Here is a 23,997-nt window from a genome sequence, read left to right on the forward strand (position 1 = left end):
ACGTCACCGATACGCGCGGGCTCGTAGCCTCGACGGCATGCGTGTGCTGATTGTCGAGGACGAGCCCTACCTGGCCGAGGCCGTCCGCGACGGCCTGCGCCTGGAGGCGATCGCGGCCGACATCGCGGGCGACGGGAACACCGCCCTGGAACTGCTGGACATCAACGCCTACGACATCGCCGTCCTCGACCGTGACATCCCCGGCCCCTCCGGCGACGAGATCGCCCGCCGTATCGTCGCCTCCGGCAGCGGCGTCCCGATCCTCATGCTCACCGCCGCCGACCGCATCGACGACAAGGCGTCCGGCTTCGGACTCGGCGCCGACGACTACCTCACGAAACCCTTCGAACTCCGCGAACTCGTGCTCAGGCTCAGAGCCCTCGACCGCAGGCGCGGCCACAACAGGCCGCCCGTGCGGGAGATCGCGGGGCTGCGCCTGGACCCCTTCCGCCGGGAGGTGTTCCGCGAGGGACGCCATGTCGCGCTCACCCGCAAGCAGTTCGCCGTGCTGGAGGTCCTCGTCGCCGCCGAGGGCGGAGTCGTCAGCGCCGAGGACCTGCTGGAACGGGCCTGGGACGAGAACGCCAACCCCTTCACCAACGCCGTCCGCATCACCGTCTCGGCCCTGCGCAAACGGCTCGGCGAACCCTGGCTGATCGCCACGGTGCCGGGCGTCGGCTACCGCATCGACACCGCGACCGACGGAGGCCCCCATGGATAGGCCCCCCGGTCCGACGGACAGGCCCCCCGGTCTCAGCGTCCGCGTCAAACTCACCCTCAGCTACGCCGGCTTCCTCATGGTCGCCGGTGTGCTCCTGCTCTCCGCCGTGTGGGTGTTCCTCAGCCGGGTGCCGCACATCGGGCTGATCCTCATGCCCGGCTACCAGGGCGCCGTCGTACGTGCCTTCGCCCCGATCGCGGCCGTCTCGCTGGCGTGCCTGCTGGTGTTCGGGCTCGCCGGGGGCTGGTTCCTGGCCGGCCGGATGCTCGCCCCGCTGACCCGTATCACCGGCGCCACCCGGCTGGCCGCGACCGGATCGCTCTCGCACCGGATCCAACTGCCGGGCAGCAACGACGAGTTCCGCGAACTCGCCGACTCCTTCGACACGATGCTCGCGCGGCTCGAAGCGCATGTCGCCGGTCAGCGGAGGTTCGCGGCCAACGCCTCGCACGAGCTGCGCACCCCGCTGGCCGTCTCGAAGACGCTCCTCGACGTGGCCCGCACCGACCCGAACTGCGACACCGGTGAGGTCATCGACCGCCTCAGCACGGTCAACACCCGGGCGATCGACCTCATCGAGGCGCTGCTGCTGCTCAGCCGCGCCGACCAGCGGTCCTTCACCCCGGAACACGTCGACCTGTCCCTCCTGGCGGAGGAGGCCACCGAGACGCTGCTCCCGCTCGCGGAGAAGCACGGCGTCACCGTCGAGACCGGCGGCGACATCACCCTTACCACCGGATCGTCGGCGCTGCTCCTGCAACTGACCACGAACCTCGTGCACAACGCGATCGTCCACAACCTGCCCGCGGAGGGCACCGTGCGGGTGACCACCGAGGTCCGCCCGAGGACGGTGGCGCTCACCGTCGAGAACACCGGCGAGAGACTCACCCCGCAGCTGGTCCCGACCCTCACCGAACCGTTCCAGCGCGGCACCGAGCGCGTCCACACCGACCAGGCGGGCGTCGGCCTGGGCCTGGCCATCGTCAAGACCATCGCCGACGCACACGACGGCACCCTCACCCTCACGCCCCGTCCCACCGGCGGACTCCGGATCACCGTGGAACTCCCCGCGCCCTGGACGCCGTACTGACCACCCTCTGAGCCGCCCGCGCGGGGGCATGCTGGTGGTCCTGAACGCGCGGGACGGGAGGTGCCGGGATGCGGTGGTGGACCGGAGTCTGGACGGTCGCGGTGGCGGTCGTCCTGGCGGGATGTCACGCGTCGACGAGTAGCGGGCAGGTGGGAGGGGCGTCGGAGACCGGCACGGGTCCCACGGGGGGAAGCCCATCGGCGTCGGCGTCCGGAAGCTGTGCCGCCGGGCACGCGGAAGTCGTCGTAGGTCCCGGTGACGCGGTCGCACGGCGGCTCTGCGTGCGGCCCGGGACCGTCGTGTCGCTCGTGCTGAAGCCGCGCCTGGACGACAAGCGGTGGACGGCAGTGGGGAGTTCCGCGCCGGTGTTCGTCCTCGTGTCCGGCTGGCGGGTGGACGCGGACGGTACGGCCCGTGCCTCGCTGCGGTGCGCGGGGACCCGGGCCGGTGCGGCCGAGGTCACGGCGTCGGCGAAGGCGCCGGATGTGGCGGGCGCGGCACGGACCGTCTTCACGCTGCACGTGAGTGTGGTGCCGTACACGACGCAGGGGTGACCCCGGTGGTCCGGGGTCACCCCTGTCGGTCGTCTCCGGGTCAGCGGAGGTCGTGCGCGCCGATGGTGTAGATGCCTCGGCCGTGCGTGGCCGCGTACAGCGTCCGGCCGTCGGGGCTGAGCTTCAACTGGAGTACGGCGACGGCCGGGAGGTTCCCGACGCGCTGCCAGGTCGTACGGCCCGGCGCGCGGTAGACGACGCCGAGGTCGGTGGCGACGGCGAGGCCGCCGTTGGAGGTGACGACCGCGGAGTTCGTCGGCACGTCGGGGAGGTTCTTCGAGATGTCCTTCCAGGTCGTGCCGCCGTCGGTGGACTCGAAGACGTGGCCGACACCGGCGCCGGGGCCCTCGGTCCAGTGCCGGGAGAAGCCGTTGACGGCGAGGTAGACGTGGTCGGCGTTCTTCGGGTCGACGGCGAAGCCGCTGAGGTAGCGGTTGGGTACGGTCGCGTCCACCGGGAGGCTCACGTCGTGCCAGCCGGTGCCGTCCGCGTTGCCGACGGAGATGCCGCGCGCGAAGCCCTGGTTGTTGCAGGGCCCGCACCAGGCCGCGTACACCTTGCCGCCCGAGGCCGCGACGGCGGTCGCGGTGCGGCCGGCGCCGAGGTCGTAGACGCTCTTCCACTCCGAACCGCTGCGGATGGCGTAGCCGTTCGTCTGGACCCAGATGTGCCGGCCGCCCGCGATCCAGGTCGAGCTGTTCTTCATGTCGGCCGTGATCGGGGCGATGAAGCGGGCCTCACCGGTGGCGTTGTCGGCGGGGGCCACGTTGTACGACGTGATCTTGCTCGGGTCGGTGACCCAACTCCCGTCGTTCACCGCGCAGTTCTGGGTCACCTGGATCGCCAGGTAGACGTACTCCTCGGCCATGTTGCAGCCGTTGGCCGGGTCGGTGAGGGTGTCGCCGCCGTCACCGCCGAAGTTGGAGCCCATCACGGTGTCGTTGCCGCGCAGGATCGACTGGCCGTTGTCCTGGAGGCCGCCGGTGACGGAGACGCCGCCGTAGGTCAGGTCCTTGCCGACGCCCACCGAGTAGTACTGGAGGGTGTCGATGGTGCCGTCGTTGAGCGAGGTCCAGTCGGTGGCGTGACCGGAGGCGTCCTGGGAGCCGTTCAGCGGGCGCTTGTAGACACCGCCGTCGTTGCCGACGTAGACGAAGCTCTTGCCGTGGTAGCTGCCGATCGCGACGCCGTGCTGGTCGGAGTGGGTGGTCGGGTTGCAGTCGCCGGTCTGCTTGGTGGGGTCGATGCTCCAGCAGGGGAAGCCGAAGTTCCAATAGGGGCCGACCGTCGACCAGTTGGTGCCGCCGTCCTTCGTCTCGTAGACCTCCTCCAGGCCCGCGTAGACGTGCTCCGCGTTGGCCGGGTCGACGGTCAGGAACTGGTTGTACCAGGCCTGCACGCCCGGCATGTAGCCGCTGGAGGTGAGTGCCGAACCGTCGGCGGCCAGGCCCTTGTAGTCGGCGATCTTCGTCCAAGGGCCGGTCGGGGAGCCGGACTTGGAGACGTAGATGCCCTCAAGGCCGCTGTCCGGGTTGGTGTTCAGCTGCTCCGGGGACTGGTCGATGGCGTAGTAGCGCGAGCCGTCCGCGGAGCGGGCGAAGGTGACGTTGCCGACGTTGTCCGCGTCGGTCGGCAGGTCGCCGAAGCCGGTGCTGATCCGGGTCCAGGTGCCGCCGGCGTCCTTGGCGTAGAAGCCGTTGTAGTCGTCACCGCTGCGCCAGCCGACCGCGAGGACCACCTTGGCGGGGTTCTTCGGGTCGATCGCGATGTCGTTGGCGATGTTCTTGTACGCGGCCGAGGGGTCGCTCGCGAGTGAACCGCCGGGCAGATAGGCCGGGTTGGGCGCGAACTCCAGCTTCCAGGCGCCCTTCAGCGTCTTCGTGGAGTGGCTCCACACGCCCTCGCTGGTCGCGGCCCACACCTTGCCACCGCCGAAGCGCAGTTCGTGGATGGTGGTGGATTCCAGCTCGTCGCCGCCGACCCGGCTGCGCGTGGAGAACGTGCCGTGGCGGGGGTTCGACAGGACGTAGACACCGCTGCCGAGGTAGGCGTCCGCGTTGGTCGTCGCCTCGCCGGTGCCCAGCCACAGCCGCCCGGCGCCGTCCAGCGCGAGCGCGCCGGTGGACTGGGCCGGCAGCTTGTCGCTGATGGGCTGCCAGTGCCCGCCCCCGGACCGGGACCGCCACACTCCGCCGCCCGCGCTGCCCGCGTACACGTAGCCGTCGTCGTCGGCGGCCATCGCGGCCATCCGGCCGGTCACATTGCCCGAGCCGCCACTGGAGTTGGAGTCGTAGTCGCGGTAGCGCGAGTCGTCGGAGTTGTACGGCAAGTTTGTGATGTTGCGCCAACTGCCGCCTGTGCTGGGCAGGTTGGTCAGACTCGTCCAGGCGGCGCCGTACGCGCCCGGTGCGACGATGCCGGGCGAGGTGCGGGCCTCGGCGTACTGGTCGGCGCCCTCGGCTATCTCGTCGGCCTCGTTGCCGTCGTCACCGCCGTCGTCGTCGGCTTTCGCCTTCGGGCTGACGGTGTCCGTCGACTGCCCGCGTTCGGCGGCCAGTTGGGTCAGTGCGCGGACTCCGAAGGGGGTGCCGCCCGAGCCGGGCGCGGCGCCGGCGGGTATCGCCACGAGGGCGGCGGATGCGGTGATGGCGCAGATCGTGAACCAACGTCTCTTGCGGGTCGGTTGTGACATCAGGTCCTCCCGAGCGGGCGCGGATACAGCCGTCGGGGACGACCCGACCACCGGGGGGCGGAGGAGTCCGGCATTTGGGCCGCTCTTGACCAGAACCTGTCACTAGCGATGGCTGGAAGGCGACCTGTTCGTCACACCTTCACGCGGTCCGCGCGCGGGCCACGGACGGCAGCACACCCGCGAGGGCCAGCGCGACGGCCCCGGAGACCAGCAGCGGGAGTTGGCCGTCCGCGCCCCAGGCGAGCCCGGCCCACACGCCCGCGAGCAGCACGGCGGCGCCGGTCGCCCCCTGGTAGAGGCCCTGCGCGCTGCCCTGCTGGTGGTCGGGGACGAGCGTGGAGATCCAGGCCTTGCCGACGCCGTCGGTGCAGGCCGCGAAACCGCCGTAGAGCGGGAGGACGACGAACACGGCCCAGGGGCTGTGGATCAGGCCGAGGCCGAGATAGCCGACCGCGAAGAAGAACAGGCCGGCGGCGAAGACCCGCGGGCGGGGGAGCCGGTCGGACAGGGCTCCGGCGGGGTAGGAGAGGGCGGCGTAGACGAGGTTGTAGACCGCGTACGCGCCGACCACCCCGGCCGTCGACAGGCCCAGGTCGTGGGCGCGCAACAGCAGCAGCGCGTCGGGGAAGTTGACGAGGTTGAAGACGAGCAGCACGGCCAGGACCCGCCAGTACGGGCGCGGCAGGGACCGCCAGGGGGCACGGGCGGTGCGCGTACGGGAACCGCCCGCGTGTGCGGTGCGGGGGTCGCGGACGGCGGCGACCAGCGCGACCGAGGCGACCGCCGGGATCACGGCGATCCAGAACAGCGGGCGCAGCCGGTGGTCCAGCGCCTCGTACAGGACCAGCCCGACGAGCGGGCCGACCACCGCGCCCGCGGTGTCGGCGGCCCGGTGCAGTCCGAACACCCTGCCGCGCTGTCCGGCCGGGACACCCTCGACGAGTAGCGCGTCACGCGGCGCCCCGCGCATGCCCTTGCCGAGCCGGTCGGTGACCCTGGCGACGAGGACCAGCGGCCACGCGGTCGCCAGCGCGATGAGCAGCTTGCCGACCGCGGCCAGGCCGTACCCCGCGCCGATCAGCGGACGGCGCGCGAATCGGTCCGCCAGCCGTCCGGCGGCCACCTTGGTGAGCGAGGCGGCTCCCTCGGCCGCCCCTTCGATCGCCCCGACGACGGCGGGCGGGGCGCCCAGCACCACGGTCAGGAAGATCGGCAGGATCGGGTAGAGGAGTTCGCTGGCCGCGTCCTGGAGGAAGGACACCCCGCACAGCACCTTCACGTTGCGGGTCAGCCACGCGGGGTGCTTGGGGTTCGAGGGGGCCTCGGTGGCCGGGTCGGTCACCCGTGCAGTATCCACGTCCACGGTAAATGGTCGAGCGCCGCGGGTCTTGGGGCCCGGGGAGCGGACCGGTCGCCGGATAGGCTCGGGGCGTGGAGCTGCGGGCGTTGTGGTGGGGGTCGGCCGGGCTGGTGCTCGCCGTGCCCGGTACCTCGGTGCTGGTCGCGGGCGCCGGGGACGGCCCGCGCCTGGCCGTGGCCCTGGCCCTCGTTCTCGCGCAGGTCCTCGCCCTGAGGTGGCAGGTGCGCGCCCCCGTCGCCGTACTGGCCGTGAACGCGGCGGCCGGGCTCGCGGTGTGGGCGCTACTGCCCGAGGTGTCCCTGACGGGGGCGCTGTTCGCGGCGCAGGTAACGCTGTGCGTCCTGTCGGCCACCGCGCCGCGCCGGACCTCGCTGTGGGGGCTCGCCGCGATGTGCCTGCCGGCGCCGCTGGCCTTCGGGGCGGGCGGCGGCCCCACGGGAGTGACGCTCTATCTGCTGGCAGTGGTCCTCGCGTGGACCGCCGGGCAGTGGCGGCGGGCGCAGCGGGCCCGGACGGAGGCGGAGCTGCGCCGGGCCGTGGTCGAGGAACGGGCGCGGATCGCGCGCGAGGTGCACGACCTGGTCGCGCACACCTTGTCCGTGATGGTCGTTCAGGCGGGCGCCGCCGACGATGTGTTCGACCAGCGGCCCGACCAGGCCCGGCAGGCGCTGCGGGCCATCGAGACCGGCGCGCGCTCGGCGCTCGGTGAACTGCGGCTGCTGCTACGGGCGTTCGGGCCGGAGGAGGTGGGCGACGACGCGGCCGGTGAGCAGCGGAAGCCCGGGCCCACGCTCGCGCGGCTCGACGAACTCGCCGACACCGTGCGCGCGACCGGCATGACCGTGCGCGTGCACCGTGAGGGCGTCCTCGACGGTCTGCCGGCCACCGTGGACCTGGCGGCGTACCGGATCGTCCAGGAGGCCCTCACCAACACGCTGCGCCACGCGGTCGACGCCGACGAGGTGAGCGTGCGGGTGACGGGCGACGGCGAGTGCGTGGAGGTCACGGTGGTCGACAACGGCCGTACCGGACAGGGAAGCTCGGCCTCGGCGGGCGCGGGGCGCGGGCTCGTGGGGATGCGGGAGCGGGTACGGCTCGTGGGCGGCAGCCTGCGTGCCGGTCCGGGCGACGGAGGGTTCGAGGTGGCGGCGCGGCTGCCGGTGGAGGGCGGGTCATGACCCTGCGGGTGGTGGTGGCCGACGACCAGGCCCTGGTCCGCACCGGATTCCGGATGATCATCGACGCCCGGGACGACCTGGAGGTGGTCGGCGAGGCGTCCGACGGCCGGGAGGCGGTGCGGCTGACCCGGGAACTGGCGCCCGACGTGGTGCTGATGGACGTACGGATGCCCGTGCTGGACGGCATCGAGGCCACCCGGCGGATCGTCGCGGACGGCGGCCGCGCCCGGGTGCTGGTGCTGACCACCTGGGACGTGGACGCGCAGGTGGTCGCCGCGCTGCGGGCCGGGGCGAGCGGGTTCCTGCTGAAGGACATGCGCCCCGGCGAACTCGTCGAAGCGATCCGGGTCACCGCGCGCGGCGACGCGCTGCTCGCGCCGGCCGTGCTGGGCCGGGTCCTCGACCGGTTCCTGAGCACCGCCCCCGACCAGGCACCGCCACCCTCTCTGCGGGACCTCTCCGGCCGCGAGCGGGAGGTGCTCACCCTCATCGGGCAGGCCCTGTCGAACGCGGAGATCGCCGAGCGGCTGCGGCTGTCGGAGGCCACCGTCAAGAACCACGTCACCGCGGTCCTGCGCAAACTGGGCCTGCGCGACCGCGTCCACGCCGTCGTCGCCGCCTACGACCACGGCCTGGTCGAGCCCCGCCGCCCTTGACTGTCGGTCGGCTTCGGCCTGGCCTTGCGCGGGCCGCGCTGTCCTTGACCGTCGGTCGCCTTCGGCTTGGCCTCGTCCGGCCGCGTCGTCCCTGACCATCGTCGCCTCCTCCTCAGGGAGGACGCCGGGCCGCGCTCCTCCCGCGCTCCCAGTGCCGGTCCGTTCCCGTGGCCGATCCGGGGGCGGGGTGCGCGGCCCTAGCATCGAAGGGTGGACGACGACCTGCCCTGCCTCATGTATCTGCTCGCCTACGACGACTCGGCCGAGGGCCCCTACGACCGTGCCCGCACCCGGCTGCTGGTGCGGGCCGCCACTCTGGTCGACCTCGCGGCGCGCGGCCGGCCGGGGGAGGACGGTGGGCGCGACTGGAAGCGGCTCGTGCGCCGTCACCGTAGGCGCACTCTGACCGAGGTGGAGGACCGGCTCGTCGCGGCGGGCGTGCTCACCGTGCGGGCGCCCCGCACCCCGTTCGGCCGCAGGCGGGCGACCGTCACGGACCGCGCGACGCCGGCCGCGGTCCGCGTCCGGGTGTCCGAGGCGCTGCACGGGGACGTCCCGGTGACCGAGCTGCCCGTGGCCGACGCCGCGCTGCTCGCGCTCGCCGCCGCGGGCGGCATCCGCCCGGTCGTGTCACGCCGGGACCGGAAGACGTACCGGGCGCGGATCGACGCCTGCACGGACTCGCTCGCCGCCCTCGCGCCGGGCCTGGACAAAGCCGTACGCACGCTGCCGACGACCATGATCGCCGGGCAGGGCGGCATGGGCGGCGGCTGACAGCCGACAACCGACGAACGACCGACGGGGAGAAGACGACCATGCGCGCACACCGCGTCCTGACCGCCCTGGGCTGCGCCCTGACCGCCGTACTCGCGACGACCGCCTGGTCCGCGCCCCGGCCCGCCACCGAGGTACGCGTCCACGACGGCGTGGTGCGGGGCGCCGCCCAAGACGGCTACCGCACCTTCGAGGGCATCCCCTACGCGGCGCCCCCGGTCGGCCGCCTGCGCTGGGCGCCGCCCCGCCCGGCCGCCCCCTGGTCCGGAGTGCGCGACGCGACCCGGCCCGCGAGCGCCTGCCCGCAGCCGGCCGGTGAGGTGCCCGGGGGCAGTACGGACGAGGACTGTCTCCACCTGAACGTCACGACGCCGGACGGCGCTGGACCGGCCCGCCCTCGACCGGTGATCGTCTGGCTGCACGGCGGCGGCCTCACCACCGGAGCGGGCAGTTCCTACGACGCCCACCGCATGGCGACCCGGGGCGATGTCGTGGTCGTCACCGTCGACTACCGCCTCGGCGCCCTGGGTTTCCTCGCCCACGCGGGGCTGCCCGGCTCCGGCACCTTCGGACTGGCCGACCAGCAGGCCGCGTTGCGCTGGGTGCGCGCCGAGATCGGGGCGTTCGGCGGCGACGCGCGGAACGTGACCCTGGCCGGTGAGTCGGCGGGCGGCTACAGCGTCTGCGCCCAGCTCGCCTCACCCGCCGCCGCGGGCCTCTTCGACCGGGCGATCATCGAGAGCGGCCCGTGCGCGGGCAGCCCCGACCGCCCGTTCGCGCCGTCCTCCGTCCCCCTGTCCACGGCACGCGCCACGGGCGCGGACCTCGCGGCGAAGGTCGGCTGCGGCGACGCGCGCGATACGACGGCCTGTCTGCGGCGGGTGTCCGTCCCGCGCCTGCTCGCGGCCCAGGCCACCGATCAGCAGCCCGCCCACGACACCCCGTTGCTGCCCGCCGACCCCGGTGCGGCGATCGCGGCCGGCCGCTTCCACCACGTCCCCGTCCTCATCGGGAACAACCACGACGAGGGCAACGGCTGGGCCGCCGGCATCATCCAGGCCGGCAACCCCGTCACCCCCGCCACCTGGCCCGACGTCGTGTCCGCCTTCTTCCCCTCCCCGGGGCAGGCGAAGGCGATCGTCCACGAGTACCCGGTGCACCGCTCCGACGGCGGCCCGGTGTTCGGCGCCGTCATCGGCGACGCGAACTTCGCCTGCCCGACGGCACGCACCGACACGGCCCTGCGCACCGCCCAAGTACCCACCTGGCGCTACGAGTTCGCCGACGAGCACGCCCCGCCGCTCACCTCCGGCACCCCACCGTTCCCGCTCGGCGCACCGCACGCGAGCGAACTCCCCTACCTGTTCGACCTGGGAGGCCGCCCCCGCGCCCTCACCGCCGCACAACACCGGCTGGCCGACACCATGCTCGACTACTGGACGCACTTCGCCGCCACGGCCGACCCGAACGGCCCCGCGTCCCCCAACTGGCCCCGGAACACGGTGCTTTCCCTGGCACCGGATCGCATTGCTCCGACCCGTACCGCGGAACTCCGCCATCACTGCGCGTTCTGGGGCGCGCACGGGTGACTATCCCGTCCCCGTAGTGGCCAGCCGCCAGATCTGTGCCGTGGTCTGCTCCGCGGACTGGGTCGGCGGCGGGTCGTTCGGGAGTTGGGCCGGTGCGGTCGTGTTCTTCCTCTTGCCGGGGCGGTCGGCGAACAGGGCGGTGGTGAGGGCCAGTTGGGGGTCGAGGCGGGTGGACCACACGGTGCGGCGGGTGATGCCGCCGCCCGCACCGGCCGTGAAAGCGGTCTCCGGGGCGCGCTGGGCCGTGGGGACCGCGGGGAGCGCGCCGACGTACATCTTGGACATCATCGCGTTCACCATGTACGCGTCCTTCTCGTCCAGCGCGCGCCGGGTGTCGGGGTGCGCGGTGTACACCGGCCGGCCGTCCCGGGTGATCTTCGTGACCGTGTACGGGGCCGCGTACACCCCGTCGGCCGCCACGGTCGCGTAGGCCGAGGCGAGCTTGAGCGGGGTGGGTGCCGCGGTCTTCGGCAGCGCGGTCAGCGGGGCGCCGAGCGGGGCCTTGGCGAAGGGGTCCAGGGCCGTCCCGGCCTCCACCGCGCCGCCCACCGCGTCGTTGAACGGCTGCCGGGCGTAGTCCGAGCCGCCGTACAGCAGCCGCACCGCCCCGTCGCCGGGCACGATCGCCACGACGGCGGTGTGCAGCGTGATGCCCTTGCCGCTCTTGATGTCCTTGACCGCCTCGGTGGTGGCGTCCTGGAGCGCCAGGTCGAAGGTGGTGTGCACGGTGTAGCCGCCGCGTGCCAACTGGTCCTCGGTGATGCCCAGTTGATCGGCGGCCTCCTGCGCCGCCACGTCGATCATGTACTGCCGCTGCCCCTCGGTCGCCCCCGGCGGATAGAAACGGAACGCGGGGAACGCGGCCTCGGCGCGCTGCTTCGCCGTGATGCTCCCGCTCGCCGCCATCGCGTCGAGCACCCACTCCCAGCGGGCCCTGAGCGTCGCGGTCACCTTGGGATCGGAGCCCGCCTTCTCGTAGTACGAGGGGATGTTGACGATCCCCGCCAGCGCGGCGCCCTGGGAGACGGTCAGTTCGCGGGTGTCCACGCCGAAGTAGTTGCGCGCGGCGGCCTCGATACCGGCCGAACCCCGGCCGAAATACACGGTGTTGAGATAGCCCGCCAGGATCTCGTCCTTGGTGCGGGTGCGGTCGAGCTTGATCGCGATCAGTGCCTCGCGGGCCTTGCGGGACAGCGACTGCTCCGGGCTCAGCAGCGCGTTCTTGACGTACTGCTGGGTGATGGTGGAGCCGCCCTGCCGTTCGCCGCCGGTCAGCGAGGCCAGCACCGCGCGGGCGAGGGCGCGCGGCGACACCCCGTCGTCCGTGCGGAAGGTGCGGTTCTCGGCCGCGATCACGGCGTCCTGGACATACCTCGGGACCTGCGACAGCGGCACCTCCTGGCGGTCGACGGGACCGCGCCGGCCCAGATAGGAGCCCTTGTCGTCGACGAAGACCGTGCTCTGGGTGACGGTCTCGGGGTGCGGATCCGGGATCCCCGTCAGCCGGTACGCGACGACCGCGGCCGTGCACAGCGCCACGACCAGCAGGAGGAAGGCGATGACCAGCCGCCGCAGCAGGCGGCCCCGGTTGCGGCGCAGCCGCAGGCGGAGCGGGATGCGCGGCTTGGCGGACCTGGCGGTGCGGCTCACCAGTCGGCCCCGCCCCGCGCGACGACCTTGCCGGCCGCGTCGTACACCGTGACGGTCGGACCGCCGTCGCCGTAGCTCGACTTCAGCTCCGCCAGGGACAGCGACGCACGCGTGTACCAGACGCCCCAGCCCGGGCTGCCCGCCAGCGTGAGGACGGTGCCGGTCATCCTGTTCTCGTCGACGGTGACCTCGACGCGCGCCGGGTCGGCGGACAGGCCGCGGTACAGGCCGGACAGGAAGTACGAGCTGTTCAGCCGGTCGGGCTGCACGGAGGCGGCCGGCTTCTCGCTCGCGGTCCCCACTTTCGATGCGCTCGCGTAGCCGTCGTCGGCCAACCCGAGGAACTGGTTGGGCCGTTGCGGTGTCGACCAGTGCTTGCCGTCGCTCGTCAGCCACACCTGCACCCCCGGCACGGCGGCCACCCGCTCGCCGGGCGCGACGATCCGTATCGGGCTCCGCGCCACGTCGACCGCCCCGGCGGCCGACCCGCCCGCGCTGCCGCCGCCCACGATCCGCCCGGCGGCGAAGACACCCGCCGGGAGGAGCAGCAGCACGCAGACCACCGCGCCCACGGCCCTACGGCGACGCCGCAGCGCCCGGCCGCGCCGCTCGACGTCATCGAGCGCGACGCCGAACGGGGCGTCCCCGGCGCCGACTTGGGCCGCTCCGGAGGTCTCTGAGGCCTCGACGGCCTGGGCGGCCTCCGCGAACAGCCCCCGCAGCCGCCCCGCGTCACCCCCGCACACCGCCAGCCCCCGCCGCGCCCGGCTGCCCACCGCACCGGCCGACCAGCCGAGCAGCTGGGCGACCTCCGCCTCCCGCAGCCCCTCCCGGTGCAGCAGCACGAGCACCGCCCGCTGCCGCGCGGACGTGTCCTTCAACACACCGTCGGGCAGCGCCTGTTGGCGGCGCGCCTCGCGCAGGAACTCCTTCACCAGGGACCGCAGCACATAGAAGTCCACGTCGTCCCGGGGTATCCGGCGCCACCGCGCGCGCAGCCCCACCAGCGTTCTCCGCACCAGTTCAGCCGCCTCGCGGGGGTCTCCGGTCGCGCCCGAGAGCAGATGCGCGGTGGTGACCAGCCGGGGCAGCTGCGTGTGCGCGTACGCCGTGAAGTCGTCGTGGGGGTCGGGCACTTCGGTGGTCCTCCGATACGGCTGTCTCTGATACGACTGTGGGGGAAGTGGATCCTGGGACGCGTGTTCGTCGTCTTTCCTGTACGCACGGTGCGGCGGCCAGGTTGCACGGAATTCCAAGACGCCGGTGAGGTCATGACCGAGGACGAGTTCGACGCCTTCTACGCCGCCGCGTTCCCCCGTCTGACCGGCCAGCTCGCGGCGTTCACCGGGGATCGCGAGGAGGCGCAGGACGTGGTCCAGGAGGCGTTCGTACGGGCCTGGGACCGGCGCGGGGACTTCCTCGCGGACGAGGCGCCCGAGGCGTGGATACGCACCGTCGCCATGCGGCTGGCGGTCAGCCGCTGGCGCCGGGCCAGACGCTGGCTGGAGCTGGTGCGCCGCACCCCGCCGCCCGAGTCCACGCCCGGACCGGGCCCCGATCACACGGCACTTGTCGCCGCGCTGCGCCAACTGCCCACGGCGCAACGGATGGTGATCGTCCTGCACCATCTGTGTGACGTGAGCGTCGAGCAGATAGCCTCCGAGACGGGTGCGCCCGTGGGGACGGTGAAGGCCAGGCTGTACCGGGGAAGGGCGGCGCTGGCGAAGCAGCTCGGTCCGGACGAGGCGGACGTGCCGGTCCGGAATCGGAAGGAGAGCGGCCGTGTCGGATGAACTCTCCACCGGGCCAGGCGATGAACTCACCGTCGCACTGCGTGAGTTGGCCGCCGAACAGGAGGCGCGTCCGGTCCTCACCGGCGCCCAGGTCCGCGGCCGTGCGGTGCGCCGGGCGCGCCGTCGGACGGCCGGCCTGCTGGGCGCGGGTGCGGTGGCCGTCGCCCTGGTGGGAGGCGCGCTGACCCTGGACCTCACGGGGAAGGAGAACGGCCGCCGGCTCCCGGGCGCCGCCGCGCCCGCCGTCCCGTCGCAGGCGCGGTCACACTCGCCCGTGCCTTCACCTTCCGCCGCGATGTCGACCCCCGTCTCCGCGGTGCCCGCCGCCGGCACGCTGGAACTCACCAAGCGTGCCCTGGTCCTCGGGGGCCGGGTCATGCCGCTGACCTCGGACTCCTCCGACAGCCCCGCGTTCGTCGGTCCGTTGACCGTGTACGGGAAGCACGACACCAAGGTGGTGACCGTCACCGACTCCACCGACGGAGTGGGCCTGTACACGGAGGTCACGCTCGCGGTCGAACTGCGTGACGCCGACAACACGCCGGTCTACGTCGGCCTCACCCGCACCTACAAAGGGAAGAGCCTCGGCACACCAGGCGCCGACGGCACCGGCGGCTGGATCGGCCTGGACGGCACCGACGCCAAGTGGTTCTACCAGGACGTGAAGATCGGCACCGTCATCTCGGTCACCGGCGATTGAGCGCGAAGTCCCCGTCATAGCCCATGAATCGGGCCCGGATCCGCGGCGGGAAGACACTGCGGACAGCCGGAGCGCCCCGGTCCGTGGAGACGGACCGGGGCGCTCTTCATTCGTTCCGCGAGGGTCAGGCGACCGACTTGGCGGCGTCCTCGATGAGACCCGCGACGATCTTGGGGTGGCTGAGCATCACGACGTGCGAGGAGCCGGGCACTTCGACGACCTTGCGGGCGTTGGCGCGGCTGTACATCCAGCGTTCGCAGGCCGGCGGGATCGCCTTGTCCTGTCCGGCGACCAGGCCCCATACGGGGATGGTCTTCCAGGCGGCGGCCGTGGTGGGGAAGGTGAACGAGTCGGCGTCGAAGGGCCGTTGGGTGGCCTGGAGGACGTTGAAGTCGGCGGTGGGGATGTCGGCGGCGAAGGCGGCCTGGCCGTCCTTGCCGAGGTACAGGTCGATGCCGGTGGTGCCGTCGGCCTTGGTGTACGGCACCGGGACGCTGACCGGTTCGACCTCGCTGCCGGGGAACTTGGTGATCAGCTCGCCCTGCGTCTCGCCGACCTCGGGCACGAACGCGGCGACGTAGACGAGGGCCTTGACGTTGCTCCTGCCGGCGGCGGCGTTCGTGATGACCGTTCCGCCCATGGAGTGGGCGACCAGGACGACCGGTCCGCTGATGGAGTCCAGGAGGCCGGCGATGTAGGGGGCGTCGGTCGGGATGCCGCGCAGCGGGTTCGATCCGGAGATCGTGGTGTAGCCCTTGTGCTGCAGCTCCCTGATGGTGGCGTTCCAGCACGACGAGTCGGCGTAACCGCCGTGCACGAGGACGATCGTGGGCTTCACCTTGGACTTCTCCTTGCTCGTACCGGCCGGGGCACTCGCCGCGTCGGCCGTTCCCGCGCCACCGGCGACCAGCGCGGCCGCCCCGGCCGCCGCCGCTCCGGCGGCCAGCACCTGACGGCGGGAAACATCGGAACTCATGGGACTCCTCGGGCGGCTGGGTCGGTGTGGCATGTCTTGGACCCTAGGAGGAGGGGGTGCGCGGAGGCATCTGCACAATGACCTAGTTCCCGGGCCGGTGAATGTCCGGTCGACCGTCGCGGTGGGCGGTCGGGTGGCCGACCATGAGGTGTGCGATTCGATTCCGTTCCCATGCCGGCCACCGTCGGGGCCAGGCCTCGTGACAGCCGTGGCTATCCCGTGCCCGCCATCACTCCGTGGGAGGGCGACGAACCGCAGTTCGCGCTCACCGACTACGGGCGCAGCGCGGAGTGCGCGCGGCGGCGGCTGTGTTCCGTCTGCGACACCCTGATGCCCAAGGGGCCGGTGTGGCGGGTGGTCGGCGCCGCGGAGAGCGCGGCGATCCGCGCGGCGCTCGATGCCGGGCGGCCGTACCGCAACATGGCGGCGACGCTGGAGGCTCCGGGGCACCGCGCGTGCATGCTCTACGCCTCGATGGTCTGCCCGTACCTGGCCCGCCCCAACGCGCGGCGGGGGCTGAGTGCGGAGAGCCCGGACGACATGACCGCTCATGTCGTCCGGGGCGCCGTCCGTGGGGACATGGGTGCCGTGGTGGGGTTCGGCGACTACGAGTTCGCCGTCACCAGGACCCAGGTGCTGTTCCGTTTTCTCGATGTGGTCGAGTACCTGCCGCACGACACGGCCGACCAGCACCTGCCCGAGCTGCGGGCCGAACTCGCGCGCTCGGGCGGGCGGTTGGGCGGCGGTCAGCCGCGGTAGGCGGGCAGGCCGGTGTGCGTGGAGACCTTCACGGGCCTGCCGAAGCCGTGGGCGCCCTTGGTGACGGTGTACGTACCGGTCGGGGCGCGGAAGGCGATCGTCTTGCCGTTGGGGGACCAGGTGGGCTCGGTGTAGTCGGTGGTGGCGGTCGGGGTGACGTCCTTGACGGTGTTCGTGGAGCCGCCGAGGTCCTCGACGAAGAGGTGGTCGTGGCCGTGGACGGAACGGACGAAGACGACCTCCTCGTTGTCGGGGGAGAGCGCGGGCTCGGAACCCTTGGCCAGCGCGCCGCCCTGCTGCCGCAGGTAGTCGTCGCGGATGTAGACCTCGCCGGTACGGGTGTTCTCGTAGACGGCCGAGCCGTACTTGCCGCCGACGTTCGGCCAGGTGTTGTCGGTCTGCGGGACGGCGGCGTCTCCCGCGTAGCCGTTGAGGCTGATCCTGGCCGGCCTGCCGTGGTTGCTGGTCGCCTTGACGCCCTCAAGGACGGTGTGACCGTGGATCTTCGCCGAGAAGACGATGTTGTTCTTCGCGGGGATCTGGTTCGTCCGGTCGGCGGCGGCCACCTGCCAGGTGGGGTGGGACCAGGTCTGCCCGCCCGGGTTGGCGGCGACGGTGACACGGTGGGTGCCGTCGGGGTCGGAGACGACGAGGTTGCCGTGCCCGTCGACGAAGGCGGCCTTGCTGCCGTTCGGGTTCCAGGCCAGATCACGGACCGTGGTACCGAAGTCGATCGACCTGCCGTTGACGATCACGTGGCGCGTGCCGTTGCTGAGGGTCAGCCCCCTCGGCACGGTGAGCGTGTGGGTGGACGCGGCCGCGACGACCATCGCGGCGCTGCCCTTGGCTCCGCCGGAGGCCGGGGCGGCCGGCGCGGCGCAGGCCGTGCCGCACAGGGCGAGCAGGGCGGCGGCACCCGCGGTGACGACGGTGGCGCCGGTGCGCCGGCGGTGACGAGCGGACATCGTGGTTCCCCCCAGTGATGTGAGTGACGCTGCGGAGCATTCCCGCACTGGGTGACGGGGCTGTGCGTCTGCTGTCACAGGTGTGCAATAGCGCGGTGTGCGGAGAGCCCGAGTCGGTCCCTGCCGCTCGCCGTCAGCCCCCGTCCCCCACGTGCAGCACGATCTTGCCGCGCCGGTGTTCCTTGGCGCGACCGCGTCGAACACCACGTCCACATCGGTGACTTGGTCCTCGAAACGTTCGGCGCTGTAGTCGACGACCCGCTCCGCGCCGAGCCGGGTGACGAACTCGCGGTCCTGCGGCAGGGCGGTGGTGGTCACCCGGGCGCCCAGGGCCGCGGCGATCTGGACCGCGAAGGAACCGACGCCCCCGGCGCCGCCCTGGACCAGCACCCGCTGCCCGGACACCAGTGCAGCGTGCCCGACCGGCCTCCCCTGCCAGGCGGTGAGCACCGCGAGGGGTACGGCCGCCGCGCTGTCGTGGTCCGGCCGGGCGGGCTTGGCGGCGAGGACGTCCGCGGGGACGGTGACGTACTCGGCGGCGGCTCCGTCCCGGGTGAAGGGGATCAGGCCGTAGACCTCGTCACCGACGGCGAGGCCGGTGACGCCGGTGCCGATGCGGCCGCCACTCCGGAGACCTCGTGGGAGGGCCCCGCCCCGCTCGTGGGCCCGTACAGCACGCATGGTGGTCATGGTCCGGTCACTCGTCGGGTGGGGTCGGTGCGGGGGTGCTCACCAGGTGGGGATGAAGCCTCCGTCGACGGTGATGTCGGCGCCGGTGACGTTCGCCGTGCGGTCGGCGGCCAGCAGCAGGACCACGTCGGCGATCTCGGCGGGCCGGGAGAAACGGCCGGTCACCGTCGTCCGGGCGGCGTTGTCGATGACGTCCTGGGGTTTCAGGCCGGTCGCCTCGGAGACCGTCGCGGCGACCCCGCCCTCGCCCAGCCAGAGATCGGTCTCGACCGGACCGGGGCTGACGGTGTTGACCCGGATCCCCTTCGGGCCGACCTCCTTGGACAGGGCCTTGGAGAAGCCCGCGAGGGCCGCCTTCGAGGCGCTGTAGTCGATGACCGCCGGGTCGGGGAGCGCCGCGTTGACCGAGCAGATGCTCACGATCGAGCCCCGGCCCCGGGCGAGCATCACCGGCAGGGCGCTGCGGGTCGTACGGACGGCCGCCATCAGGTTGAGGTTCAGGGTGGTGAGCCACTCCTCGTCGGTGACCGAGAGGAATCCTCCGGTACGGGCCGGGGCCGTTCCCACGTTGTTGACGAGGATGTCGATCCGGTCGCCCGCGGCCTCGATGAGCCGTGCGGGTCCCGACGCCTCGCCCAGGTCGACCGGGACGATCCGCACGCTTCCCGTCGCGGCCAGTTCCTCAAGCCCGGCCGAGGAGTGCCGGGCCCCGGCATGGACCGTGACTCCCTCGGCGACCAGCGCCCGTACGACCGCCAGCCCGATCCCCCTGCTGGCACCGGTGACGACGGCCACCTGTCCGTTCAGTCCGAGATCCATCGTGAGTTCTCCCGTCCTTGCCTGCATTCCACACGCCGGTCGGCGAGGTCGCCCGCCGGCGTCGAGCACGGTCCCGACCTGAGCATGCGCCCACCGCGCCTGAACCGCTGGCCTGTCGGCGGAATGGCCGGGATCTCCGGCCTAGGCACTCGCCGTCGGGCCGCCGCCGTAGAACTGCGCGTACCAGCGGCGCAACGCCTTGATGCCCTGTTCGTGGGGGAGCAGGACCGGGTGCGGCCGGTGGATCTTGTGGTCCCAGATCCGGAGCTCCTCGCGCACCTCGCCCAGGGCCTGCGTCCGGAAGACGAGCTTGAGCACGGGCGTCAGGAACGGGAACCTGGCCGGTTTGCGGAGGTAGTACAGCATCCGCAGCTCGCTGGTGCGGTCGTCGACGGGAGTGGTGAGGGCGACGGCGGTCACCGACAGGGCGGGCCCCTGGGTGCGGACCACCATGACGCCCGGCCCGTACATGAACGCGTCGAAGGTGTTGTCGATGTCCCGGCCGAGGACGCGCCGCCGGATCCGGCCGCGGGCCTCCGCGAAGGGGCCGTCGGCCCGCCAGTCCTGGACGAGGGGTTCGCTCTGGCCGTGCAGGAAGTGGAAGTGGGACTCGTCGACGATGTTCTCGCGCATCTCCTGGATGTGAATGCGCGCGCGGCAGACGTCGTCGATCGGCCTGGCGAACCGCCCGGACGCGGCCTCCGGGATCTCCGGCACCTCCCACAAGGGTTCGCCCGGCCCGCGGTGGACCAGGACGAGCCCACTGTGCTCACGGACCGGAAAGCCGCCGAGGGCCACTTTCGGAGTCCGACGCGCGAACGGAGCTTCCACGCACCGCCCGTCCGGCCCGAACCGCCACCCGTGGAACGGACATTCCACCGCGCCGTCCACGACCTTGCCGCCCGCGCCGAGGTGCGCGCCGTAGTGCGGACAGTGCGCGTCCCGTACGGCGGCTCGACCGTCCGCGCCGCGGAAGGCGATGAGCGCCCGTCCGAAGTAGTGGAGGCTGACGACCTCGCCCGGACGCAGTTCGTCACTGCGGAGCACGGCGTACCAGCCGTACGGGACGGTCGGCATCGGATAGTCGTCGGCTCGTGGATCGCGGGGCAGGGCGGCGAGCTTGTCATGGCGCCGACGTAAAGGCATGGCCAGATGCTAGCGAGGGCCGGGCAGGCTGTCGGGCCGTCTCGACGCGTTGAACCAGGTATGCCAGGTATGACGGAGCATTCGAGGCAGAGGCAGAGGCAGAGGCAGGGACAGATGTCGATGACGTGGGACGAGGCGGGCCTTTCCGGTCTGCAGTCGCGGCTGGCACACCAACTGCTCGGCCGGGCAACGGCGTTCACGCTCGGACCGGAGGCCCGGCTCGTCCGCGGGGTGGTGACGCCCCCGGAACGGAGCGACGTCGGCCGCGTCGTGGTATGGGACGGCCGACGGCTCGACAGCTCGGTCGCCTTCGATCTGCCGCTCACCGACCGGTACGGCGGGAACATCCCGTCGGGGGACCTGGCGGCGGCCCTGCGCCGCGCACTCGCCGGCCTCACGGGCCCCGAGACCGAGCGGGCGCCGCGCGACGCCTTCGGGATTCCGGTGCACGACGCGTCCGCCACTGTCCACGCCTTCGTCGAGCGACCCCGCTTCCACCTGACGGACGCGCTGCACGCGGCCGCCAAGGCCTTCACCGTCCCACCGGAACCGGACGAGCCCGCGGAACTACGGCTGCGCGGCTTCCTCCTCCTCGACGAGGAGACGTGCCGCCTGTACCTCGACACCCCCGAGTCGGAGAGCGCGCCGCCCTTCGGCATCGACCTCCCGCTCCGCGACGAGGACGGCGCGGTCGTCACCGGCGTGACGGCGGTCCACGTGGCGCTGCCGGTCCTTCTGGCGGGGGAGTCGGACCGTCTGCGCAAGGACGTCCACGACCCCTACTGTCGTAGCGTCTACGACTTGACCGAGTGGGGTACGGGGCGCGGGGGCGGAAGCACATGACCAATCAGCCGGTGTTCGTCCTGGGCGAGGACCCGGCGAAGGACGACCTCTCCTTCGCCTTCGGCTCGATCACCTATCACCTCGGCCCCGGGCGGGCGGCGGCGTTCGCGGCCTCCCTGCCGGCCCTCCCCGGCCTGGCGGAGAAACTGGAGGCGCTGCCCGCGAAGGGCTACAACGGCTGGCCGTCCGTCGCACTGACCGCCCTCGCCGCGGAGCCCGCCGCCGTGGAGGGAATCCTCTCCGCGATCCAGCAGCTCGTCGATGACGGCAGTGGCGACGGCGGCGGTGGCGACGGCGGTCGGGGGGTCTCCGCCTGATCGCCGAGCACCGCGGGTCGTCACCTCGGGGTCGTAGGGTCGGAGGTATGACGACGCCTCTTGCCGGTAGTGCCTTCGACCTGCTCCGTCTCGACGCCGTGTCCGACCAGGACGCGCTGCGCCGGGTCTACGACCTCCCCGGCGAAGCCGCCGTGCGGAAGCAGATGACCGAACTCACCGAGCAGACAAGACAGTTGATCGGCTGCTCGTCGCTGGTCATGGTCGCCAGCGCGGACGCCGAGGGCAGGTGTGACGTCTCGCCGCGCGGCGGCCCCGCCGGGTTCGTCACCGTCCTGGACGCACGGACGGTGGCGATACCGGACGCGACCGGCAACAAGCGTCTGGACACCCTGCAGAACGTCATCGCCACCGGACGGGCCGGGCTGCTGTTCGTCATCCCCGGGCGCACCACCACACTGCGGGTGAACGGCCGGGCCTGCGTCTCCACCCACCCGGAGCTGCTGTCGCGGCTGACCGCCGTGGGCAAGCCGCCCGCCAGCGCGCTGGTGGTGGGCATCGAGGAGGTCTACCCGCACTGCCCCAAGTCCCTGCTGCGCAGCGGGGCCTGGAAGCCGGAGCAGTGGCTGTCGGCCGACGCCCAGCCGGCCTCGGCCGAGGTGACGCTCGCCCAACTGCGGATGCCGGAACTGACGATCGCCGACATCGAGCAGCGGGAGGCGGACGCGCTGAAGTACCGGTACGAGTGACGGGTCGGCCGGACGGGTCGGCCGACCCGTGATCACCGGACCACCGGACCACCGGACCACCGGGCTGCCGGACCACCGGACCACCGGGCTGCTGGGCTGCCGGGCTGCCGGGCCGTCGGTGACGACCTCGCCGGTGTACCGCGGTACCAGTGACCAGCGGTCATTGTGGCCTCCGGGTCCACGGGGCACGTCGTGGCCGCTCCTAGCCTCGGAAGCGGTGACCCGGCCGGACGCCGGGCCGGAGGCGAGCGGGGAGTGGCGCAGTGATCGAAGTTCGTGGACTGACCAAGCGGTACGGGGACCGGACGGCCGTGGACTGCCTGAGTTTCACCGCGCCACCGGGGCAGGTGACCGGGTTCCTCGGGCCGAACGGGGCGGGCAAGTCCACCACCATGCGGATGATCGTGGGCCTGGACGCGCCGACCAGCGGCACCGCCCTGGTCAACGGCAAGCCGTACGCCCAACACCGGGCGCCCTTGCAGGAGTTGGGGGTGCTGCTGGAGGCGAAGGCCGTGCATCCGGGGCGCTCCGCGTTCAACCACCTGATGGCGTTGGCGTACACCCACGGCGTGCCGCGTCGGCGGGTGGAGGAGGTCATCGACCTCGCCGGTCTGCACGCGGTGGCGCACCGGCGGGTCGGGGCGTTCTCGCTGGGGATGGGGCAGCGGCTCGGCATCGCCGCCGCGCTCCTCGGCGATCCGGCGGTCGTCATGCTCGACGAGCCGGTCAACGGGCTCGATCCCGAAGGCGTGCGCTGGGTACGGGAGTTGCTGCGCGGGCTGGCCGCCGAGGGCCGCACGGTGATGCTGTCCTCGCATCTGATGAGCGAGATGGCGCAGACCGCCGACCGGCTGGTGGTCGTGGGGCGGGGGCGGCTGCTGGCCGAGACGACCGTCGACGCGCTGGTGGAGCGGTCGGAGGACAAGGGCGTACGGGTGGCCACCGGCGAGCCCGCGCGGCTGCGCTCGCTGCTGGCAGGACCCGGTGTCACCGTCACCTCGACGGGCGCCGAGCGGCTGGTCGTCTCCGGCCTGGACACCCGGCGGATCGGGCAGGTCGCCGCCGAGCACCGGGTGCCGTTGTACGAACTGGCCGCCGAATCGGTGTCGTTGGAGGAGGCGTTCATGCAACTCACCCAGGACGCCGTGGAGTACCAGAGCATCGACGCCGGGAGGGCCGCCTGATGAGCGCGAGCACCGTCACCGACACCTCACTCGTGTACCGCGTGTCCGCCCGACGCGTGGTCCGCTCCGAGTGGTCCAAGTTCTGGTCGCTGCGCTCCAGTTGGATCACGCTGGGGGTCGCCGTGCTCTTCCTGGTCGCGATCGGGGCGATCGCCGCCGCCCTCTACAGTCCGGACGGTCCGCTGGGCGGCAAGGGCGCGGACTCCGGTGCGGCACTGACCCTGGCGCTGGCCGGTACCAACCTCGCGGCGCTGGCCGTCGGCGCGTTGGGGGTCCTGCTGTCGGCGGGTGAGTACAGCACGGGGATGGTCCGCTCGACGTTCGCCGCGGTGCCGGGCCGGCTGCCCGTGCTGTGGGCGAAGTGCGCGGTCTACAGCCCGATCGCCTTCGTCACGTCCACGCTCGGCGCCCTGGTCTCGTTCCTGCTCGGGAGCGCCGCCCTGCACGGCGAGAAGATCGCCCTGTCCGTCGGGGACGCCGGGGTCTTCCGGTGCCTGCTGGGCGCGGGCGTGTATCTGGGCCTGGTCGGTGTGTACGGCGTGACGGTCGGCCTGCTGGTGCGCAACACCGCCGGGGGCATCGCCATCCTGGCCGGCGCGGTCCTCGTCCTGCCCGGCCTGACCGGACTGCTGCCCAGCTCACTGGGCGACACCGTCAGCCGCTACCTGCCCAGCAACGCGGGCCAGTCGGCAATGACCCTGCACGCGTCCGGCGGCTCCCTGGTCAGCCCCGGCGCGGGGGTGACGGCGCTGCTGGTGTGGGCCGTACTGCTGCTGGCCGGCGCCGCCTGCCGACTGCGCCGCAGTGACGTCTGAGACCGCGTCCGCGAGGATG

General features: G+C 72.6%; 23 protein-coding genes. 15 read left to right on the forward strand and 8 right to left on the reverse strand.

All coding sequences use genetic code 11. The annotated features are described in order from the left end of the window. Nucleotides 1-37: 37 nt before the first annotated feature. From ACIBJH_RS21365 to ACIBJH_RS21375, 3 genes are all read left to right on the forward strand, one after another. Nucleotides 38-721: a response regulator transcription factor gene (locus tag ACIBJH_RS21365; protein ID WP_399118407.1), complete on the forward strand. Its 684-nt coding sequence runs from the start codon at nucleotides 38-40 to the stop codon at nucleotides 719-721. Further along, nucleotides 714-1,811 (forward strand): sensor histidine kinase, encoded by a 1,098-nt coding sequence (locus ACIBJH_RS21370; protein WP_399118408.1) that lies wholly within the window; start codon nucleotides 714-716, stop codon nucleotides 1,809-1,811. The genes ACIBJH_RS21365 and ACIBJH_RS21370 overlap by 8 nt, the downstream gene beginning before the upstream one ends. A 299-nt stretch (nucleotides 1,812-2,110) precedes the next feature. Further along, complete coding sequence (locus ACIBJH_RS21375; protein WP_399118409.1) at nucleotides 2,111-2,365, forward strand: acetyl-CoA synthetase; 255 nt, start codon at nucleotides 2,111-2,113, stop codon at nucleotides 2,363-2,365. Between the two features lie 40 nt (nucleotides 2,366-2,405). On the opposite strand, the gene ACIBJH_RS21380 is transcribed toward ACIBJH_RS21375, so the two are convergent. Both ACIBJH_RS21380 and ACIBJH_RS21385 read right to left on the reverse strand, forming a co-directional pair. Continuing rightward, nucleotides 2,406-5,057 (reverse strand): glycosyl hydrolase, encoded by a 2,652-nt coding sequence (locus tag ACIBJH_RS21380; RefSeq protein ID WP_399118410.1) that lies wholly within the window; start codon nucleotides 5,055-5,057, stop codon nucleotides 2,406-2,408. 139 nt (nucleotides 5,058-5,196) lie between these two features. Then, the gene (locus ACIBJH_RS21385; protein ID WP_399118411.1) at nucleotides 5,197-6,399 is read right to left on the reverse strand and encodes an MFS transporter; all 1,203 of its coding nucleotides are present in this window, start codon (nucleotides 6,397-6,399) and stop codon (nucleotides 5,197-5,199) included. An 89-nt stretch (nucleotides 6,400-6,488) separates the two neighbouring features. On the opposite strand from ACIBJH_RS21385, the gene ACIBJH_RS21390 reads away from it, so the two are divergent. The 4 genes from ACIBJH_RS21390 to ACIBJH_RS21405 all read left to right on the forward strand — a co-directional run bounded on the left by ACIBJH_RS21390 (nucleotide 6,489) and on the right by ACIBJH_RS21405 (nucleotide 10,614). Next, nucleotides 6,489-7,595 (forward strand): sensor histidine kinase, encoded by a 1,107-nt coding sequence (locus ACIBJH_RS21390; RefSeq protein ID WP_399118412.1) that lies wholly within the window; start codon nucleotides 6,489-6,491, stop codon nucleotides 7,593-7,595. Then, nucleotides 7,592-8,251, forward strand: a complete 660-nt coding sequence (locus ACIBJH_RS21395) for a response regulator (RefSeq protein ID WP_399118413.1) — start codon at nucleotides 7,592-7,594, stop codon at nucleotides 8,249-8,251. Before ACIBJH_RS21390 ends, ACIBJH_RS21395 begins: the two co-directional genes overlap by 4 nt. Nucleotides 8,252-8,461: 210 nt before the next feature. Further along, on the forward strand, nucleotides 8,462-9,025 hold the full coding sequence (locus ACIBJH_RS21400; RefSeq protein ID WP_399118414.1) for a GPP34 family phosphoprotein: 564 nt from the start codon (nucleotides 8,462-8,464) through the stop codon (nucleotides 9,023-9,025). A 41-nt stretch (nucleotides 9,026-9,066) separates the two neighbouring features. Beyond that, entirely contained in the window at nucleotides 9,067-10,614 is a 1,548-nt protein-coding gene (locus tag ACIBJH_RS21405; protein ID WP_399118415.1) for a carboxylesterase/lipase family protein, read from the forward strand. Here the strand turns inward: ACIBJH_RS21405 and ACIBJH_RS21410 are convergent, their stop codons facing one another. Beyond that, nucleotides 10,615-12,264 carry a transglycosylase domain-containing protein gene (locus ACIBJH_RS21410; RefSeq protein ID WP_399118417.1) on the reverse strand — a complete coding sequence of 550 codons (1,650 nt, stop codon included), beginning with the start codon at nucleotides 12,262-12,264 and terminating at the stop codon, nucleotides 10,615-10,617. It abuts the gene before it with no gap. Beyond that, nucleotides 12,261-13,400, reverse strand: a complete 1,140-nt coding sequence (locus ACIBJH_RS21415) for a sigma factor-like helix-turn-helix DNA-binding protein (protein WP_399118418.1) — start codon at nucleotides 13,398-13,400, stop codon at nucleotides 12,261-12,263. Before ACIBJH_RS21415 ends, ACIBJH_RS21410 begins: the two co-directional genes overlap by 4 nt. 135 nt (nucleotides 13,401-13,535) lie before the next feature. Here ACIBJH_RS21415 and ACIBJH_RS21420 point away from each other — a divergent pair, with 135 nt between their 5' ends. Together ACIBJH_RS21420 and ACIBJH_RS21425 are read left to right on the forward strand one after the other, a co-directional pair. After that, complete coding sequence (locus ACIBJH_RS21420; RefSeq protein ID WP_200709746.1) at nucleotides 13,536-14,057, forward strand: SigE family RNA polymerase sigma factor; 522 nt, start codon at nucleotides 13,536-13,538, stop codon at nucleotides 14,055-14,057. Further along, a complete protein-coding gene (locus ACIBJH_RS21425) occupies nucleotides 14,047-14,757 on the forward strand; it encodes a hypothetical protein (RefSeq protein WP_399118419.1) in 711 nt (236 codons plus the stop codon). The genes ACIBJH_RS21420 and ACIBJH_RS21425 overlap by 11 nt, the downstream gene beginning before the upstream one ends. A gap of 124 nt (nucleotides 14,758-14,881) precedes the next feature. Here the strand turns inward: ACIBJH_RS21425 and ACIBJH_RS21430 are convergent, their stop codons facing one another. Then, a complete protein-coding gene (locus ACIBJH_RS21430) occupies nucleotides 14,882-15,733 on the reverse strand; it encodes an alpha/beta fold hydrolase (protein ID WP_399118420.1) in 852 nt (283 codons plus the stop codon). Nucleotides 15,734-15,952: 219 nt separating this feature from the next. On the opposite strand from ACIBJH_RS21430, the gene ACIBJH_RS21435 reads away from it, so the two are divergent. Beyond that, nucleotides 15,953-16,492: a hypothetical protein gene (locus ACIBJH_RS21435; RefSeq protein ID WP_399118421.1), complete on the forward strand. Its 540-nt coding sequence runs from the start codon at nucleotides 15,953-15,955 to the stop codon at nucleotides 16,490-16,492. Here ACIBJH_RS21435 and ACIBJH_RS21440 read toward each other — a convergent pair. From ACIBJH_RS21440 to ACIBJH_RS21450, 3 genes are all read right to left on the reverse strand, one after another. Next, the gene (locus tag ACIBJH_RS21440; RefSeq protein WP_399118422.1) at nucleotides 16,480-18,138 is read right to left on the reverse strand and encodes a zinc-binding dehydrogenase; all 1,659 of its coding nucleotides are present in this window, start codon (nucleotides 18,136-18,138) and stop codon (nucleotides 16,480-16,482) included. The genes ACIBJH_RS21435 and ACIBJH_RS21440 overlap by 13 nt on opposite strands. Before the next feature lie 48 nt (nucleotides 18,139-18,186). Continuing rightward, on the reverse strand, nucleotides 18,187-18,966 hold the full coding sequence (locus tag ACIBJH_RS21445) for an SDR family NAD(P)-dependent oxidoreductase (RefSeq protein WP_399118423.1): 780 nt from the start codon (nucleotides 18,964-18,966) through the stop codon (nucleotides 18,187-18,189). Between the two features lie 141 nt (nucleotides 18,967-19,107). Then, entirely contained in the window at nucleotides 19,108-20,112 is a 1,005-nt protein-coding gene (locus tag ACIBJH_RS21450; protein WP_399118424.1) for a Rieske 2Fe-2S domain-containing protein, read from the reverse strand. A 120-nt stretch (nucleotides 20,113-20,232) separates the two neighbouring features. On the opposite strand from ACIBJH_RS21450, the gene ACIBJH_RS21455 reads away from it, so the two are divergent. From ACIBJH_RS21455 to ACIBJH_RS21475, 5 genes are all read left to right on the forward strand, one after another. After that, nucleotides 20,233-20,955 (forward strand): hypothetical protein, encoded by a 723-nt coding sequence (locus ACIBJH_RS21455; RefSeq protein WP_399118425.1) that lies wholly within the window; start codon nucleotides 20,233-20,235, stop codon nucleotides 20,953-20,955. Next, nucleotides 20,952-21,272 carry a hypothetical protein gene (locus ACIBJH_RS21460; protein WP_399118426.1) on the forward strand — a complete coding sequence of 107 codons (321 nt, stop codon included), beginning with the start codon at nucleotides 20,952-20,954 and terminating at the stop codon, nucleotides 21,270-21,272. The genes ACIBJH_RS21455 and ACIBJH_RS21460 overlap by 4 nt, the downstream gene beginning before the upstream one ends. 47 nt (nucleotides 21,273-21,319) lie before the next feature. After that, nucleotides 21,320-21,979, forward strand: a complete 660-nt coding sequence (locus ACIBJH_RS21465; protein ID WP_399118427.1) for an MSMEG_1061 family FMN-dependent PPOX-type flavoprotein — start codon at nucleotides 21,320-21,322, stop codon at nucleotides 21,977-21,979. 263 nt (nucleotides 21,980-22,242) lie between these two features. Beyond that, nucleotides 22,243-23,163, forward strand: a complete 921-nt coding sequence (locus tag ACIBJH_RS21470; protein ID WP_399118428.1) for an ABC transporter ATP-binding protein — start codon at nucleotides 22,243-22,245, stop codon at nucleotides 23,161-23,163. Further along, nucleotides 23,163-23,978: an ABC transporter permease gene (locus ACIBJH_RS21475; RefSeq protein WP_399118430.1), complete on the forward strand. Its 816-nt coding sequence runs from the start codon at nucleotides 23,163-23,165 to the stop codon at nucleotides 23,976-23,978. The genes ACIBJH_RS21470 and ACIBJH_RS21475 overlap by 1 nt, the downstream gene beginning before the upstream one ends. Nucleotides 23,979-23,997 lie beyond the last annotated feature (19 nt).

Origin of the sequence: Streptomyces sp. NPDC050548 (assembly GCF_044457385.1) — a bacterium.
Taxonomy (GTDB): Bacteria; Actinomycetota; Actinomycetes; order Streptomycetales; family Streptomycetaceae; genus Streptomyces.

Excerpts from the sequence above, each read along its gene's own strand:
- ACIBJH_RS21365 (WP_399118407.1), top strand. The coding sequence starts at position 38 with ATGCGTGTGCTGATTGTCGAGGACGAGCCCTACCTGGCCGAGGCCGTC.
- ACIBJH_RS21370 (WP_399118408.1), top strand. The coding sequence starts at position 714 with ATGGATAGGCCCCCCGGTCCGACGGACAGGCCCCCCGGTCTCAGCGTC.
- ACIBJH_RS21380 (WP_399118410.1), bottom strand. The coding sequence starts at position 5,057 with ATGTCACAACCGACCCGCAAGAGACGTTGGTTCACGATCTGCGCCATC.
- ACIBJH_RS21395 (WP_399118413.1), top strand. The coding sequence starts at position 7,592 with ATGACCCTGCGGGTGGTGGTGGCCGACGACCAGGCCCTGGTCCGCACC.
- ACIBJH_RS21405 (WP_399118415.1), top strand. The coding sequence starts at position 9,067 with ATGCGCGCACACCGCGTCCTGACCGCCCTGGGCTGCGCCCTGACCGCC.
- ACIBJH_RS21420 (WP_200709746.1), top strand. The coding sequence starts at position 13,536 with ATGACCGAGGACGAGTTCGACGCCTTCTACGCCGCCGCGTTCCCCCGT.
- ACIBJH_RS21430 (WP_399118420.1), bottom strand. The coding sequence starts at position 15,733 with ATGAGTTCCGATGTTTCCCGCCGTCAGGTGCTGGCCGCCGGAGCGGCG.
- ACIBJH_RS21440 (WP_399118422.1), bottom strand. The coding sequence starts at position 18,138 with ATGCGTGCTGTACGGGCCCACGAGCGGGGCGGGGCCCTCCCACGAGGT.
- ACIBJH_RS21445 (WP_399118423.1), bottom strand. The coding sequence starts at position 18,966 with ATGGATCTCGGACTGAACGGACAGGTGGCCGTCGTCACCGGTGCCAGC.
- ACIBJH_RS21450 (WP_399118424.1), bottom strand. The coding sequence starts at position 20,112 with ATGCCTTTACGTCGGCGCCATGACAAGCTCGCCGCCCTGCCCCGCGAT.
- ACIBJH_RS21455 (WP_399118425.1), top strand. The coding sequence starts at position 20,233 with ATGACGTGGGACGAGGCGGGCCTTTCCGGTCTGCAGTCGCGGCTGGCA.
- ACIBJH_RS21460 (WP_399118426.1), top strand. The coding sequence starts at position 20,952 with ATGACCAATCAGCCGGTGTTCGTCCTGGGCGAGGACCCGGCGAAGGAC.
- ACIBJH_RS21465 (WP_399118427.1), top strand. The coding sequence starts at position 21,320 with ATGACGACGCCTCTTGCCGGTAGTGCCTTCGACCTGCTCCGTCTCGAC.
- ACIBJH_RS21475 (WP_399118430.1), top strand. The coding sequence starts at position 23,163 with ATGAGCGCGAGCACCGTCACCGACACCTCACTCGTGTACCGCGTGTCC.